At 42.4% G+C, this 14,722-nt stretch carries 18 protein-coding genes; 14 read left to right on the top strand and 4 right to left on the bottom strand.

Translation table 11 applies throughout. The features are described 5' to 3' along the window. Positions 1-19: 19 nt before the first annotated feature. From BV372_RS37675 to BV372_RS15985, 3 genes are read left to right on the top strand one after another with little or no spacing between them, the layout of a single operon-like run. On the top strand, positions 20-382 hold the full coding sequence (locus BV372_RS37675; protein WP_256973256.1) for a hypothetical protein: 363 nt from the start codon (positions 20-22) through the stop codon (positions 380-382). Further along, positions 342-737, top strand: a complete 396-nt coding sequence (locus BV372_RS15990; RefSeq protein ID WP_256973255.1) for a zeta toxin family protein — start codon at positions 342-344, stop codon at positions 735-737. The genes BV372_RS37675 and BV372_RS15990 overlap by 41 nt, the downstream gene beginning before the upstream one ends. 1 nt (position 738) lies before the next feature. Next, complete coding sequence (locus BV372_RS15985) at positions 739-933, top strand: hypothetical protein (protein ID WP_086687486.1); 195 nt, start codon at positions 739-741, stop codon at positions 931-933. Positions 934-1,159: 226 nt separating this feature from the next. Here the strand turns inward: BV372_RS15985 and BV372_RS15980 are convergent, their stop codons facing one another. Further along, a complete protein-coding gene (locus BV372_RS15980; protein ID WP_086687485.1) occupies positions 1,160-3,370 on the bottom strand; it encodes an HD family phosphohydrolase in 2,211 nt (736 codons plus the stop codon). A gap of 237 nt (positions 3,371-3,607) precedes the next feature. Here BV372_RS15980 and BV372_RS15975 point away from each other — a divergent pair, with 237 nt between their 5' ends. Both BV372_RS15975 and BV372_RS15970 read left to right on the top strand, forming a co-directional pair. Further along, complete coding sequence (locus BV372_RS15975; RefSeq protein ID WP_086687484.1) at positions 3,608-4,657, top strand: ABC transporter permease; 1,050 nt, start codon at positions 3,608-3,610, stop codon at positions 4,655-4,657. A gap of 65 nt (positions 4,658-4,722) precedes the next feature. Beyond that, a complete protein-coding gene (locus BV372_RS15970) occupies positions 4,723-5,661 on the top strand; it encodes an ABC transporter permease (protein ID WP_086687483.1) in 939 nt (312 codons plus the stop codon). Positions 5,662-5,666: 5 nt separating this feature from the next. Here the strand turns inward: BV372_RS15970 and upp are convergent, their stop codons facing one another. From upp to BV372_RS15955, 3 genes are all read right to left on the bottom strand, one after another. Then, positions 5,667-6,314 carry a uracil phosphoribosyltransferase gene (gene upp / locus BV372_RS15965; RefSeq protein WP_086687482.1) on the bottom strand — a complete coding sequence of 216 codons (648 nt, stop codon included), beginning with the start codon at positions 6,312-6,314 and terminating at the stop codon, positions 5,667-5,669. Positions 6,315-6,421: 107 nt separating this feature from the next. Continuing rightward, on the bottom strand, positions 6,422-7,660 hold the full coding sequence (locus BV372_RS15960) for a URC4/urg3 family protein (protein WP_086687481.1): 1,239 nt from the start codon (positions 7,658-7,660) through the stop codon (positions 6,422-6,424). Positions 7,661-7,892: 232 nt separating this feature from the next. Then, entirely contained in the window at positions 7,893-9,152 is a 1,260-nt protein-coding gene (locus BV372_RS15955) for a GTP cyclohydrolase II (RefSeq protein WP_086687480.1), read from the bottom strand. A gap of 290 nt (positions 9,153-9,442) precedes the next feature. On the opposite strand from BV372_RS15955, the gene BV372_RS15950 reads away from it, so the two are divergent. The 9 genes from BV372_RS15950 to BV372_RS15920 all read left to right on the top strand — a co-directional run bounded on the left by BV372_RS15950 (position 9,443) and on the right by BV372_RS15920 (position 14,708). Further along, complete coding sequence (locus BV372_RS15950; protein ID WP_086687479.1) at positions 9,443-9,913, top strand: tetratricopeptide repeat protein; 471 nt, start codon at positions 9,443-9,445, stop codon at positions 9,911-9,913. A gap of 33 nt (positions 9,914-9,946) precedes the next feature. After that, positions 9,947-10,711: an ABC transporter substrate-binding protein gene (locus tag BV372_RS15945; protein WP_256973254.1), complete on the top strand. Its 765-nt coding sequence runs from the start codon at positions 9,947-9,949 to the stop codon at positions 10,709-10,711. Further along, positions 10,711-10,917: a hypothetical protein gene (locus BV372_RS37670; RefSeq protein WP_256973253.1), complete on the top strand. Its 207-nt coding sequence runs from the start codon at positions 10,711-10,713 to the stop codon at positions 10,915-10,917. The genes BV372_RS15945 and BV372_RS37670 overlap by 1 nt, the downstream gene beginning before the upstream one ends. A 258-nt stretch (positions 10,918-11,175) precedes the next feature. Further along, positions 11,176-11,667 carry an ABC transporter ATP-binding protein gene (locus BV372_RS37665; RefSeq protein WP_256973252.1) on the top strand — a complete coding sequence of 164 codons (492 nt, stop codon included), beginning with the start codon at positions 11,176-11,178 and terminating at the stop codon, positions 11,665-11,667. Continuing rightward, positions 11,642-11,950, top strand: coding sequence for a hypothetical protein (locus BV372_RS37660; RefSeq protein ID WP_256973251.1), 309 nt, complete (start codon positions 11,642-11,644; stop codon positions 11,948-11,950). Before BV372_RS37665 ends, BV372_RS37660 begins: the two co-directional genes overlap by 26 nt. Beyond that, positions 11,951-12,649 carry an ABC transporter permease gene (locus BV372_RS15935; RefSeq protein ID WP_086687478.1) on the top strand — a complete coding sequence of 233 codons (699 nt, stop codon included), beginning with the start codon at positions 11,951-11,953 and terminating at the stop codon, positions 12,647-12,649. Between the two features lie 223 nt (positions 12,650-12,872). Continuing rightward, on the top strand, positions 12,873-13,127 hold the full coding sequence (locus BV372_RS15930) for a UPF0175 family protein (protein WP_086687477.1): 255 nt from the start codon (positions 12,873-12,875) through the stop codon (positions 13,125-13,127). Continuing rightward, positions 13,117-13,605: a DUF3368 domain-containing protein gene (locus BV372_RS15925; RefSeq protein ID WP_086687476.1), complete on the top strand. Its 489-nt coding sequence runs from the start codon at positions 13,117-13,119 to the stop codon at positions 13,603-13,605. Before BV372_RS15930 ends, BV372_RS15925 begins: the two co-directional genes overlap by 11 nt. A 14-nt stretch (positions 13,606-13,619) precedes the next feature. Next, the gene (locus tag BV372_RS15920; RefSeq protein ID WP_086687475.1) at positions 13,620-14,708 is read left to right on the top strand and encodes an ATP-binding protein; all 1,089 of its coding nucleotides are present in this window, start codon (positions 13,620-13,622) and stop codon (positions 14,706-14,708) included. Positions 14,709-14,722 lie beyond the last annotated feature (14 nt).

The following is a 14,722-nucleotide window of genomic DNA, read 5'->3' as shown; positions in this document are numbered from 1 at the left end:
ACAGGTAAGAACTACTTACATGCTTGGCGATGAAAATTTTTTCATGGGGACTGCCTTTCTTGTAATCTACAGAGGTGATGTGGCTATTTTGGATACAGCTAAAGCGACGGTGGAGGAAGTTGGTTTAATGGACGGGGGGATGCGGGGACGCAGTGACGCGCAGAGAATTGGTATGTCAAGTCTTTATATCATTGGTGGTGCAAATGGTTCAGGAAAAACTACTGTTTCAATGAGTTTATTGCCGAATTTTTTAGACTGCTTTGAGTACGTAAATGCAGATGCTATTGCTGCCTCCATAGCCATTAAATCCAGATTCAATGGCTATGGAGGCAGGAAGATTAATGATTATACGACTGCGGACTTTATCGGATGCAGGCAGTGATTTTGCTTTTGAAACTACACTGGCAGCTAGAAGTTTTGCACCTTTTATTATTGATTGTAGAGCAAAAGGCTACACAATTAACTTGATATATTTCTGGTTACAAAGCGCTGAATTAGCTGTAGAAAGAGTAGCACGCAGGGTGGCTAGTGGTGGACACTCGATTCCAGAAGATGTGATTCGTAGACGCTATCACCAGGGACGAATAAATTTGATTTCTTTGTATTTACCTTTATGCGATCGCTGGATTATTTATGATAACTCTAGTAGTGATACTAGGTTAATAGCTGAGTATCGTTATAGTCAACAAATAATTATTTATGAAAGTGCTATTTGGAATCAAATTAGAGGAGATTAATATGGCTGATCGAGAATTAGAACTTCTATCTACCAAAATTGATTCTGGAGTCAAAGCAGCAATTGCAGCTGCGATTCAAAGACATCGCCAGCTTGGTCAATCGATTAGTATTATGCAAGATGGCAAGATTGTAACTTTAACTGCTGACGAAATTGCAGCGATTCAGAATCAACACAACACTGAAAACAAAGTCTAATCTTATACCAATTCAAATAATGTTTGCGACAGATAAATTCTGGCTTTTTCGCCTCTTTTATGGTATAGGAGGATTGATTATAACAAAACCCTTACGGGGCAATGGTTATAAAGAAGTATGCTCTTTTAAAAAAAATGCCTACAGGATAAGGCTTTCAATGATTTTGAACCCGGTTTTCCATAAAAATAACCGAAGAACCTAAAATCTAAAATCCAAAATTGCTTGACTACTGATTGCTGGGAGCTAATTGAGGATAGGCGATCCTTTTGTGATGAAACTGCTGCCAAACCTGGACAAAAATATAAGCAATTTGAGACATTTCTTGCCGTGTCAACCCTGAATCGACCAACTGATTATCTTGCCAACGTGCTTTGAGGATTTTATTTACCATTATCAGTGCTGCTTCTGGGGTTGCATCTTTTTGCGAACGTAACGCTGCCTCACAAGCATCAGCCAGCATGGCAATCCCGGTTTCTTTGGACTGGGGAATGGGGCCGTCATAGCGAAAATCTGATGCGTGCAAAACTATCTCAGGATTATGTTTCTGTTGCTGCTGTGCTGCTTGGTAGAAATACGCAATTAAGATAGTTCCCTGGTGTTCGGGAATAAATGCCTGAATGGCGCTAGGGAGCTTGTACTGACGAGCCATTACCAGACCTTCACTTACGTGCTTTTTGATGATTTCGGCACTTTTCCAGGGGTCATTAATAGCATCATGTTTATTGGGACCTCCCATTTGATTTTCAATAAATCCTAAAGGGTCATGCATTTTACCAATGTCATGATAGAGAATCCCAGCTCGCACCAGTTCCACATTACAATTTAATGCCCGTGCCGCGGCTTCTGCCAGAGTGGCGACAAACAGTGTGTGCTGGAAAGTTCCCGGAGTCTCATGAGCTAGGCGTTTTAATAAAGGTCGGTTGGGATTGGACAATTCAGCTAGACGAATTGGTGTAACTAAATCAAATAAAGCTTCTAGGTAAGGACTTAACCCTAGTGCTAAGATGCTCCAAATCAACCCTGCCAAACCGTTGATGACTGCTGTACCCAGAACAGCATACCAAAGGGGAGCGATCGCAGTATTTACCAACAAATAAACCACTCCCTGCGTCAACCCAATTAAAATTCCTAAGGTAGCTAATTCTTCTCGCGTTCGCAGTGCTTCCCTAGCGGGGAATCGCCATTGTCCAGCCATCAATCCGCCAAGAATTCCGCCAGCAGCACTAGGTATTAAATCATGCCAGCTAAGTTCCGTTCCAATTGAGAGCAATATCGTCAGTAACCCCATCACCGTACCCCCAATTGCAGTACCGCAGAAGCTACCAAGCAGCAAACCAATGGCTGGTAAACCTGTAAATGATTTGGTTAAGACTATTAGTAACGGCGCACTGAGGGTCAGGAACAGAATTAAGATATAATCGCTACTTCGCAATTTGGGACGAATTCGTCGTTCTACTAGTCGGAAAACAGCCACCGCCAATCCTACCATCCCACTAAAACCCATCAGATGTAGGGAATCGATACCGCGTTGGCTCAATTGAAAGCGGTCTAACAGTACAAAATCAGCTTGAGTAATTTTTTCTCCAGCCTTAACAATCACTTCACCTTTTTGAATGCTGACTATCGTCGGTTCTACTGCTTGCGCTGCTTGTTCTGCTATCAGCTTGGTTTGCTCGATGTCTTTGATCAAATTGCCAGTGATTACCGCTGATAGCAATCGCCTTGCTAAAGATTGTGCTGTTTTTGGTACAGAAACACTCACCTGCATCTCGATTGCATAGTTCAGGTTATCCTTGGATAGCCTTGAATAGATGCCCTGTGCTAACATTCGCTCTAAAGTTTGACGCACTTGGATTTGAGTTTCCTGCCAATCTGCATCAGATAGGTTCAAGAAAGTGGCATCATAAAGCGTTTCATTTTCGCTCAGACTATTTAGAGTCATACTATAGCGCTGACGAGCTTGGGCGATCGCTTTTAATAGTTGAGAAAAATCACGGTAAGTTCGCAGTTCCTTGACGGCTCGCTTTTGGGCAGAATTTAAGCCAGTCAGATTGCTATTTTTCTCTAAGGTTTGCAATACTGTCTGCCATTGGGGTTCTGGCGCTTGTCGCAAGTAAGTTTGCGTGGCCGTGGATAATATTGAAGTCTTAACAAAAGGGAAATTGCCCAACTTCTCCCGGATTTTATCGCCTTGTGTCAATAATTGCTGAAGATTTTGGTGAATTTCCTCATTCACTTGTTGATCGACAACCCATACTGCTGAAGCACCACTACGAGCCTCCCTGCGTCTTTCTTCTGTGGTTTTTACATCTTCAACATGGACTGAAATAGGTGCGGTAAGCGTTTGAGGAGCTATCTTACCTACATCCAGTTTTGGTTGGTTATAAAAACGGTAGCCTAGTCCGCTGGAGAGCAATAGCACGATCAACACAAACATCCCAGTAGAATAGAGACGGTTTTTCAGATGCGCTCGCCTACTCTTGGGTACAGTTTGCCTGTAAAACCTACGAAATAAACTCAAACATCACCCCCAAAAACTACGCCTTTATAATGCTTGTCAAGTCTAATTGGGCGATATCGATATCATTGACCAATCTATTTTATCTACAATTTTGAGAACTGTTCGGTGACATTTAGCTGAAATCACATCACAATAACGATCGCAACTAATTGTATGAAATTCCTGCTACCAATCCTATCACCGCTAATTGCGATCGCCTCTGCCCTGATTGTCGGTGCTATCCTTATCCTCATTGCTGGGGCGAATCCCGTCACCGCATACACAGCTTTATTCCAAGAATCCCTTTCTACCTACTTTGGATTTGGTAACACCCTCACCAAAATGACACCGCTATTGTTCACCAGTTTAGGGGTGTTAGTTGCGTTGCGGGCTGGGCAATTTAATATCGGTGGGGAAGGACAAATTTATCTTGGTGCGTTGGGAAGTACTTTAATTGGGTTATACGTGCAAGGCTTACCTGCTGTAATTCATGTCCCCTTAGCACTTTTTGCAGGATTTCTCTTTGGTGCAGTTTGGGGTTGGATTCCTGGTTATCTTAAAGCAATGCGCGGAGTGAATGAGGTAATTACTACGTTGTTGCTCAACTATATAGCAGTAAATTTAGTTAGCTACCTCGTACAAAATCCATTGATGGCACCTGGTGCACCTAGCCCTTATTCGCCGTTAATTGCCAAATCCGCACGATTACCGATTATTTTACCGCAGAGCCTCGCCCATGCTGGGATTTTATTAGGATTAATTGCCGCCGGAATTTTATGGGTGTTGTTAGTGCGATCGCCTCTAGGTTATCAAATTACAGCAGTGGGATTTAACCCGATTGCCGCCCGTTATGCCCACATCTCTGTCGAACGTACCATTATGCTGGTGATGGCGTTAGCGGGAGGTTTAGCGGGGTTAGCTGGGAGTTGTGAGGTGATGGGGTTGAAATATCGGCTATTTGAACAAGTTTCGATCGGTTATGGGTTTGATGCGATTGCGATCGCTTTTTTAAGTCGTGGTAGTGTTGTCGGTGTAGTCTTGACTTCTTTGTTTTTTGCGGCGCTTCGCAGTGGTGCAAATGTGATGCAGCGTAGTGCAGGTGTGCCGGTAACTGTGGTTTATGCGATTCAGGGGTTAACGGTGTTGTTTATTGCTATCAGTCTGGCGGTGGAACGAGAAATAAGAGTAGAAACGCGGAGGGACGCGGAGGTTCACGCAGAGTAACACGGAGAAAACTTTGCGAAACTCTGGGCTTTCCTCTGCGCTCCTCTGCGTTTAAAAATAGCTTTATGAATAATCTCAATTTTTTCTCTGATTACCTGGTGGCTACTTTACGCCTAGCCGTACCCTTAGGATTTGCTGCCCTAGGCGGATTGTACTCGGAACGTTCGGGGGTGTTAAATATCGCTCTAGAAGGTATGTTGCTCACTGGTGCTTTTAGTAGTGCTGCTGCTACCTTTTACACTGGTAATCCCTGGCTTGGTGTTCTCGCAGCTTTGATTGCTGGGGGATTGGTAGGATTACTTCATGCTTTTTTATGTGTGACTTTGCAGGTTGACCAATTAGTGTCAGGGCTAGCAATTAATCTTGTAGCAGCTGGGTTAACATCATTTTTGGCAAGGCTAATATTTAGTGGTAGTAGTACACAGCAATTACCTGGAATAGGGGCAATTATTATTCCTATTTTCGCTAATATTCCCCTGCTGGGACCGCTACTATTTCAGCAAGATATTTTAGTATATTTACTTTTAATTTTAGTTGTTTTTACTACATATATTTTATTTAAAACCAGCTTTGGATTAACATTACGGGCTGTGGGCGAATCTCCTAAAGCTGCTGATACGGCTGGAATTTCAGTACAAATTGTCCGTTATATCGCTGTAGTGATTAGTGGCTGCCTTGCGAGTTTAGGAGGTGCTTATTTAACTTTAGTCCAGGTAAGATTTTTTGCCGAAGGGATGAGTGCTGGTAAGGGATTTATTGCGATCGCAGCTTTAATTTTTGGCAGATGGCATCCTATAGGTGGTGCTTTGGCTTGTTTGCTGTTTGGGGCTACGGAAGCTTTACAACTGCGAATTCAGGCATTAGGGGCAAATATCCCTTACCAATTTTTAGTGATGCTACCTTATGCGATCGCTTTATTGGCATTAGTCGGATTAGCCGGGAAATCTACACCACCCAAAGCTTTAGGCACTCCCTACTTTGGAGAAAATCGCCACTCAGACTAATTTTATTATCTTGTGCCAAACAAGCGATCGCCTGCATCGCCTAATCCGGGAATAATATAGCCGTGTTCATCCAAATGGTCATCAATAGCAGCTGTGTACAAAGGTACATCGGGATGTACTTCACAGAAATGCTGAATACCTTCTGGTGCAGCGAGTAGGCAGACAAACTTAATCGACAAGGGATTAGTTGATTTTAACCGTTCCACCGCCGCCACCGCAGAATTTCCCGTTGCTAGCATCGGATCGACAACGATCATGTCTCGCTGCTCGACATCATAGGGAACCTTAAAATAATACTCAACAGCAATTAAAGTTTTTGGGTCGCGATATAAACCAACGTGTCCCACTCTTGCTGATGGGATCAACTCCAGCATCCCATCTAAAATTCCCTGTCCAGCCCGCATAATCGAAACTAACACCAGCTTTTTATCAGGTGCAAGCAAGGGCGCATTCATTGGTGCGAGTGGTGTTTGAATCTCTTCGTATTTCAGCGGTAAATCTCGCGTTACTTCATAAGCCAACAACAAACTAATTTCTTTGACGAGGTTACGAAATTTCGTTGTACTAGTTTCCGCCCGCCGCATCAACGTTAATTTGTGCTGAATTAAGGGATGTTCAATAAGTGTTACTTGATTTTGTTTGTCATTGGTCATTTGTCATTTGTCATTTGTCATTGGTCATTTGTCATTGGGCATTTCCCCGTGTCTTCGTGTCCCCCTGTCTCCTTGCCCTTCTCCTTCCCTCATCGCCAATCCCCAATTCAGAATACCGTACCATCACTTTCTATTTGTATGGGGGGTATCCCACCTGTTCTGAGTTGGGCAGCGATTTTGCGCCCAGCTGTCCAAGTTCCCCCTTGGAGGATTTTCACTAATGGTAGTTCCTCGGTACTCATACTTAACTTTTCGCGCACTGTAGCAGCGATTCTATCTAAAAGAATCACGGTCAAAGCCCGCCATTCAACTATAACTGCCGATGCCACTGAGTGAGATGAATTTAAAATATCTGGGTTTTTAACACTGATAAGTCCCAAGTCGAGACATAAGCCGCCATTGCGATATTCTGGTAATCCAGTGAGTTGATTTAGACCAGTAATTTTTAATCCAAGTTCTTGTAGTGGTTCTAATAAAGAGTATGTCAACCACTGAGACAGCTTATGAAAAGGTACTAAACCATCATCGCCAATAGCTGAATGTTGCCATACATCACCCAAATTTACCCCACCTATCTCTAATCTTCCCGGCCAGATATCACTCAGCCCTTCCAAAACTGCACTTAACACAGTTGTAGCTGCCAACTCCCCGTTTTCCGACTTATCCAAGAGATAATGAACTAAATTCCCCGGACGAGGATTGTTATCTCCAAACAGATGGGGCGAAGCAAGTAAGACTTGACCTAACTTTTGTAGTAAATTCAACCTTCCCGCAATTCCCACCAAAGGATTTTCAGAACTTACCTGGAATCCAGTTGCTAATTCTGCCTCAGTTAATTCTTGCAACCGCAAAGCATCAGCCTGCGGCAAACCATCACTGGCAAAATTGCCTTGACAAAACATTTGGAAACTAGCCACAGCCAAGCCTTCAGAACGCCCTAACCTCAAGCCAGTTTCTTGTTCATCATAATGCCACCTATCCCCAGCACCAGCATCCAACAACACACTGACAATCGCCAAATCAAACTTAGCCGCCGCCTTCTCCACAGACGATAGTCCCGCTAACTGATTATCTAACTTACCTAATCGCGGCACATCGCCAACTTCAAAATGTCGCCAACGACTATGAAACGGAATGTCTAGATTTGGGTATTCCCCCCGCATCACCTCAATCACATAATCTGCAACCCTTTCCAACTGCGCCAAATCACAAACAAAATGATTTGACTTACCTTCACACACCCACGAAAACAATTGCCCACAACGTTCCCGAATCGCTTTTGGAGAACGAAGATATGCAACTAATTCTCTCTGCGCCCTCTGCGCCTCTGCGGTTCCTATCTCCATCCTTCACCTCCTGATACACCCCAGAAGGATAAAGGATAAAACTTCATCCTTCATCCTTTACACTTTATCAACAAAGCCAGAAGTGCAGAGAGCAGTATTCCTTCTGACTTCTGCCACGCCACTTGCTACAACGGAGGGAACCTCCCTTCGGGTTCGCAGTTGCTTCAAGTCGGCGAAGCCGCCCAACGCACTGCTCACCGCAACGCAGTGGCTCCTCTGCCTTCTGCCTTCTTCACTCTTCCAACTCTCGCCCCTTCACCTCACCTAAACTGTCAGCATCTAACACATCACCTGTAGTAAAGTAGCCTGCTGCTTTCTTCGCCTCAATTTCTACCCGTGCATCTTGAGGAATCAAATCCTCTGGGATGGGAACCCGTTCGACAATCTCAATCCCGGCTTGGGTAATGGCGTTGAACTTCATATTACTCATCGACACCATGCGGTCAATGCGAGTAATACCCAACCAATGCAACACATCGGGCATCAACTCTTGGAAGCGCATATCTTGGACTCCCGCCACACATTCTGTCCGGGCAAAATAGGCATCAGCGCGATCGCCTCCTTCTTGGCGCTTTCTGGCATTGTAAACTAAGAATTTCGTCACCTCTCCCAAGGCTCTTCCTTCTTTGCGACAGTATACTATTACGCCTACACCTCCTTCCTGTGCGGTTTGTACGCAAACTTCAATTCCATGTACTAAATAAGGACGACAGGTACAGATATCGGAACCAAACACATCAGAACCGTTGCATTCATCATGTACCCGTACCGCTAAGGGTTTATTCGGGTCGGCGATCGCGGCTACATCACCGACAATATATACAGTTACACCCCCAATTGGTGGTAAAAACACTTCTAAATCAGAACGTGTCACCAATTCTGGGAACATCCCCCCAGTTTGTTCAAATAAAGCGCGACGTAAATCTGCTTCTGTGATCCCAAAGCGCTTGGCAATTCCCGGTAGATACCATACTGGCTCAATTGCAGCCTTAGTGACGACTAAATCGCCACCTGGTTTCATAATTTTGCCATCAACCTGCAAGCGCCCTTTATCCACCGCATCTTGCAGTTCCGGCATATTAATATGAGCCTGAGTAATGGCGATCGTCGGGCGGATATCATAACCTTGGGCGTAATAGGAGGCAAACACTTCACTAGCTACAGCCCCAAAAGGATCAAGGGAAACAATTTTCTCAGGATCAGCCCAGCTAGGATGGGGACCAATATGTGTGACTGGCGATGTATTAGTCAGATCAGCGCGATGATCTGACTGTAAAGCACCGCTAGCCACTGCTAAAGCGCGATACACAGCATAACTACCAGAATGAGTGCCAATCACATTCCGGTGCGCCTGCTTAGTCAAAGTAGCAATAATCGGACCACGTTCCATCGGGTCAGCTGCTCCCCAATGAATGGGGATTGGTTTGGGACCAAAATTATTAGGATGGGATGTCAGAACAATATGCCTGGAAACACTATTTGGCTTTGGCATAGTCAATTTATTTTTTGTGATGTTTTTATCAAGTATTAGTCAACAGGGGTTTGTCAAGTACCAACAGTTGGCTTTTATTTTTAAATTTATGATGTACTAATGATTAGTTAACCATGAATTTACATATTAAAACCCGTATTTATAGTATTGCTGAATACCTAAAAATAACAACACGGAAATTGCCCAATTTGCAACTGTAAAAAGAGAATTTAAAGATGACTTTAAAAATGACTAAGTAGAGATTTTTGTGCGAAAGTTGATATATAAATACAATTACCTAGACCGAATTTATGGATTCTTTATCTATCAACTCTTTACTTGAAGATTTGAAAAATTCCAATGCTGCAATCCGGGAACAGGCAACTAAAAAAATATGGCGTATCTGGTTTCAGCAAAAAGGAATTTACGGGTTAGAGAAAATTGACCACAGTCAAAAGTTGTTAGATGCTGGTGAAACTACTGAAGCCGAAAAAGTCCTAACCCAACTAATCACAGAACAACCAGATTTTGCCGAAGCATGGAATCGTCGTGCTTTTCTTTACTACAGCATCGGTGATTATCAAAGATCTTTGGCGGATTGTCAGATGGTTGTGAATCTCAATTCTGTACATTTTGGCGCACTCCACGGTATGGGATTGTGTTATGCCGCCTTAGGAAAGTATCGTGAAGCAATCCAAGCTTTTCAACGCGCTCTATTAATTCAACCTTATTCTGTGGTGAACCAAAAGCTGATTCTAGAATGTACATTCAGAATTAGCTAAAACACTACAAATAAGAGAGCGTTAATTTGTTCCATGAATCAGTCTCCATCCTCATCAACAGTAATTCATCGCCTTAATCGCCGTCAGTTTATGCAGTGCAGTTGCATCAGTATAGGTAGCAGTTTTATTACAGCCTGTGCTAATAGCAACCAACAAACAACCACAAATTCAGGGTTAGATAAAGTTACCTTTGGTACTAATTGGATCGCACAAGCAGAACACGGTGGATTTTATCAGGCGATGTCTACGACGGACTGCGCCTACGCAACTGGAATTTACAAAAACCACGGTCTGGATGTGACTATTAAAATAGGTGGTCCCCAAGTACCTAGTGGTACCCAGTTATTGATGGGAGGTGCGGTAGATTTTTTCATGGGTTATGGCATTGATGCCATAAATGCAATAGCACAAGGCATTCCTAAAATTACAGTAGCGGCAATCTTTCAGAAAGACCCCCAGTGTTTTATTTCCCATCCCAACACAGCAATTAAAACTCTTGCCGACCTCAAAGGCAAACCGATTTATGTCTCAGCCGCTGCTAATGTCACATATTGGCCACTTCTCAAAGCTAAGTATGATTTTACCGACGAACAAAAACGTCCCTATAACTTCAATCCTGCCCCATTTCTAGCTGACAAAACCTCAGCACAACAAGGCTATATAACATCCGAACCCTTTGCTATTGAAAAGCAAGGTGGGTTTAAGCCAATAGTATTTTTACTAACAGATTATGGTTATCCAGCATACGCAACTACTATTGAAACTAAGAAAGAATTAGTAGAAAAAATCCAAATTTAGTGCAACGCTTTGTTGAAGCATCAATCAAAGGTTGGTATAGCTACTTAGAAAATCCTCAACCAGGTAATCAATTAATCAAAAAAGATAATCCAGAAATGACAGATGAGCAGTTAGCTTATAGCATTCCCAAACTTAAAGAATATGGGATCATCACTTCTGATGCAGCAGAAAAACTCGGTATCGGGTCAATGACCGACGAGAGATAGAAATTATTATTCGATAGCATGGTTAAAACTGGACTTTCTCAGCCCAATGTTAAATATAAGGATGCATTTACCTTACAATTTGTCAATAAAGGCAGAGACTATTACAAATTATAAACAGTAATTTAAAAATAGCAAATTTAGCGATCGCACGTTTACTCCTAGTGGTTCATCACTTTAATTCTGAAGGGGTTGGGGAACAAACCGCATAGACTCGGAGGGCTTCCCGCAGGGTAGGACGCAAAGGAAGAAAAATTAAGAATGAATGAGCGTCCCGTTATTACACTCAGCCAAATTAGCAAAGTCTACGCCAATGGCACAGTTGCCCTGCAAGACGTAAATATAGCTATTCCAGATGCACAATTTGTCTGCTTAGTAGGCCCTTCCGGGTGCGGTAAAAGTACAGTCCTACAGCTAATTGCCGGACTGGGACGCGTGAGTTCTGGGAGCATCGACTGGGGTTTTCCTCCTCCAGCGCGAAAACTAGCCTTTGTGTTTCAAGATGCTGCACTCATGCCTTGGGCAACTGTGAGAGAAAATGTCCGCCTACCACTGAAGCTGGCGAAAGTATCCCAAAAAGATGCTAATAGCTTAGTACAGCAAACATTGGCATTGGTAGGATTAGAGAAGTTTGAGCAAAGCTACCCCCGTGAGTTATCTGGTGGCATGAAAATGCGGGTATCAATTGCTCGGGCTTTAGTGACTCAGCCAAATATTCTATTAATGGATGAGCCATTTGGGGCGTTACGATGAAATCACTCGCAGTAAACTCAACAGCGACTTACTAGATTTATGGTATCAACACCATTGGACAATAGTTTTTGTCACCCACAATATTTACGAAGCGGTATACTTGTCAAATCGCGTGCTGGTTATGGGATCAAATCCGGGACGCATAGTTGCAGATATTGAAATTAATGCACCTTACCCTCGCAGTGAGACATTTCGCACATCATCAGTGTATATCGAATATTGCCGCCAGGTTTCTCAGTCTCTAGCGATCGCTATGAATCATCCTCAAATTACTATATTTTGAATGTTTAACCGTCCCCCAAAAGTAGCAAAGACAACTAAAAAATTATTGTCAGCTGATGTTTGGGAACCATTGTTGGTCGGCATTTTGGCATTGGTGTTGTGGGATATATTAGTACGGGTTACGCATTTACCTCCCTTTATCCTCCCTGGGCCAATCTTAGTATTTAAAACCTTAATTACTGATCGGAATGAGCTTTTTTCTTCCTTATTAATTACCCTACAAATTACAGTCGTTGCCTTTATTGCTGCCGCCATTTCTGGCTTGTTGATAGCGATATTATTTACTCAAAGCAAATGGATTGAACGTAGCTTATTTCCCTATGCAGTCATTTTACAGACAACTCCTATAGTAGCGATCGCACCTTTAATCATTCTCTGGTTCAAAAATAACACCTTTGCCGCCTTAGTCGTTTGCGCTTGGATTGTCGCCTTTTTCCCCATCGTCTCTAACACTACCCTAGGACTCAACAGCGTAGACCGCAACTTACTCAACTTATTTCAACTCTATAAAGCTTCCCGTTGGCAAACACTGCTGTATTTGCGCTTACCCAGCGCCATGCCATACTTCTTAGGGGGGTTAAAAATTAGCGGTGGTTTATCCTTAATTGGCGCAGTTGTCGCCGAATTTGTCGCGGGAACTGGCGGGGAAAAATCAGGTAGAGTGCATTTTTTACGTCTTGAGAACCTGATAGAGGGATGAGGAGAGAAATAATGTAATCTGCCAAAAATTTCATAGAATTTTCGTCTTAATAACTGCCAGTCATGACTACCTCTATTGTTGTCTTACCTATTAATTATTCTACAAAATAGATAGTATGGTGGACAGTTACCAGCAAAATCTTTATCTGGTTGTCACTGCCCACTCTAGGTGTATTTCTCTTTGCTTCTAATTCAACATAATATTAGGTAAATAAGACAATTTTATGAAAACAGTACCAATCCAATTACCATCAACTGTATTTTCGGCTCTCCGCAAAAACCCTGAAGAGTTCGTTCAAGAGATGCGGATTGCCGCCGCAGTAAAATGGTATGAATTAGGCGAAATATCTCAAGCGAAAGCAGCAGAAATTGCAGGATTAACACGAGCAGAGTTTATTAATGCTTTATCTCGTTACCGAGTTGATTTTATGCAATACACTCCAGAAGAACTAGCCGAAGAAATGACAAATGTCGATTAACCGCATCATTATCAACTCTTCACCTCTGATTGTTTTATTTAAAAGTAAACAAGCAGAATTACTCCCACAACTCTTTAAAGAAATCATTGTTCCCGAAGGTGTATTTACAGAAGTCACTTCAGCAGGGGAAGATGATGCAGCCTCAAGACAATTGCCTAGTGTTTCTTGGATACAAATAGTAAAAATTCCGGCTGTATCTCCTGAAATTGCTGCTTGGGATTTGGGTTTAGGAGAGTCACAAGTATTAAGTCTAGCTTTGACAACTTCAGATTGTGCAGCCGTTGTTGATGATAGAGCAGCACGGCGTTGCGGCCAATCGTTAGGCATTACTACCATTGGTACAGGAGGCTTAATAGTGCTAGCAAAACGACGCGGAATAATTTTAAGCGTATCTCCTGGAATTCAAGCCTTACGTGATGCTGGTTTATGGTTATCTGATACTGTGGTCAATTTGCTTAAACAACAGGCTGGAGAATAAATACAAAAATAATTATGAATTCACCACCCAAATCACCCACTACAATCAATTCCAGAGGACATCCAACACAGTTTGAGCAAATTATTACGGAAAAAAGCCATAATTTTGTCGGTCGTGAATTTGTGTTTACGGCTATTCATGAATTTATTCACCGTTATCGCCAGGGTTATTTCACCATCACAGGCGAACCGGGTAGCGGTAAAAGTGCAATCCTCGCCAAATATGCAATAGATAATCCTGATGTTGCCTATTACAACGTTGAAGTTGAGGGAAAAAATCGCGCTGAAGAATTTATCAGCAATATTTGTACCCAACTTGCTGAGATATTCAATGTAGAGACGTTACCTGTAGAGACATTTCATGTGACGTTTCTACATCAGTTAATTCAGCAAATCAGCGATGAGTTAGAACCTCAGCCAAAACTCATCATTGCTATCGATGGATTAGACCGCATTGAGCGCAACAGTCAATCACCTGGGACAAATTTGTTTTATCTTCCCCGCTATCTTCCAGATGGGGTTTATTTTCTCCTCACGCGCCGACCTTTTCTGAGAGAAAAATCGGGTTTATTAATTGAAACACCTTCACAGAACCTTTATTTAGCAGAATATCCAGAAGAAACTCAGCAAGATATCCAAACCTATATTCAACAATATTTAACTCATGAAAATATAAAAGCTTGGCTAAATCATCACCAGATAAACGAGCAAGAATTCTGCACTAGCCTTGCTGCTAAATCAGAAAATAATTTTATATATGTCAGCCAAATTTTATCTGCTATCTCTCAGGGTTACTACCTAGAATCTTTGCAATACAATCAAATCCCCGCTGGTTTAGAAGCATATTATCAACAGCATTGGCAAAAAATGATGGTTGCAAGTCAAGATGAGGAATTTAGCCTAGCTGTGTTGAATGTTTTAGTTAAGCAACAGCAGCCGATATCTGTAGAAGTGATCGCACAACTAATTGATGCAGATGAATTTGATGTTGAGGAAGTGTTAGAAAATTGGTTTGAGTTTTTACATCAGGAAGAAATGAGAGAAGAGAAATATTACAGCTTTTATAATTCGAGTTTCCGTAAATGGTTAGCAAATAATATTTAATTGCAGAAAGCAAA

Source organism: Nostoc sp. T09 (assembly GCF_002154695.1).
Taxonomy (GTDB): Bacteria; Cyanobacteriota; Cyanobacteriia; order Cyanobacteriales; family Nostocaceae; genus Aulosira.
This window is presented reverse-complemented; position numbering and strand designations above follow the sequence as displayed.

What these genes read in the sequence shown, in the direction of transcription:
- BV372_RS37675 (WP_256973256.1), top strand. Translation starts at nt 20, where the DNA reads ATGCTTGGCGATGAAAATTTTTTCATGGGGACTGCCTTTCTTGTAATC.
- BV372_RS15990 (WP_256973255.1), top strand. Translation starts at nt 342, where the DNA reads ATGATTATACGACTGCGGACTTTATCGGATGCAGGCAGTGATTTTGCT.
- BV372_RS15985 (WP_086687486.1), top strand. Translation starts at nt 739, where the DNA reads ATGGCTGATCGAGAATTAGAACTTCTATCTACCAAAATTGATTCTGGA.
- BV372_RS15980 (WP_086687485.1), bottom strand. Translation starts at nt 3,370, where the DNA reads ATGTTTGTGTTGATCGTGCTATTGCTCTCCAGCGGACTAGGCTACCGT.
- BV372_RS15975 (WP_086687484.1), top strand. Translation starts at nt 3,608, where the DNA reads ATGAAATTCCTGCTACCAATCCTATCACCGCTAATTGCGATCGCCTCT.
- BV372_RS15970 (WP_086687483.1), top strand. Translation starts at nt 4,723, where the DNA reads ATGAATAATCTCAATTTTTTCTCTGATTACCTGGTGGCTACTTTACGC.
- upp (WP_086687482.1), bottom strand. Translation starts at nt 6,314, where the DNA reads ATGACCAATGACAAACAAAATCAAGTAACACTTATTGAACATCCCTTA.
- BV372_RS15960 (WP_086687481.1), bottom strand. Translation starts at nt 7,660, where the DNA reads ATGGAGATAGGAACCGCAGAGGCGCAGAGGGCGCAGAGAGAATTAGTT.
- BV372_RS15955 (WP_086687480.1), bottom strand. Translation starts at nt 9,152, where the DNA reads ATGCCAAAGCCAAATAGTGTTTCCAGGCATATTGTTCTGACATCCCAT.
- BV372_RS15950 (WP_086687479.1), top strand. Translation starts at nt 9,443, where the DNA reads ATGGATTCTTTATCTATCAACTCTTTACTTGAAGATTTGAAAAATTCC.
- BV372_RS15945 (WP_256973254.1), top strand. Translation starts at nt 9,947, where the DNA reads ATGAATCAGTCTCCATCCTCATCAACAGTAATTCATCGCCTTAATCGC.
- BV372_RS37665 (WP_256973252.1), top strand. Translation starts at nt 11,176, where the DNA reads ATGAATGAGCGTCCCGTTATTACACTCAGCCAAATTAGCAAAGTCTAC.
- BV372_RS37660 (WP_256973251.1), top strand. Translation starts at nt 11,642, where the DNA reads ATGAGCCATTTGGGGCGTTACGATGAAATCACTCGCAGTAAACTCAAC.
- BV372_RS15935 (WP_086687478.1), top strand. Translation starts at nt 11,951, where the DNA reads ATGTTTAACCGTCCCCCAAAAGTAGCAAAGACAACTAAAAAATTATTG.
- BV372_RS15930 (WP_086687477.1), top strand. Translation starts at nt 12,873, where the DNA reads ATGAAAACAGTACCAATCCAATTACCATCAACTGTATTTTCGGCTCTC.
- BV372_RS15925 (WP_086687476.1), top strand. Translation starts at nt 13,117, where the DNA reads ATGTCGATTAACCGCATCATTATCAACTCTTCACCTCTGATTGTTTTA.
- BV372_RS15920 (WP_086687475.1), top strand. Translation starts at nt 13,620, where the DNA reads ATGAATTCACCACCCAAATCACCCACTACAATCAATTCCAGAGGACAT.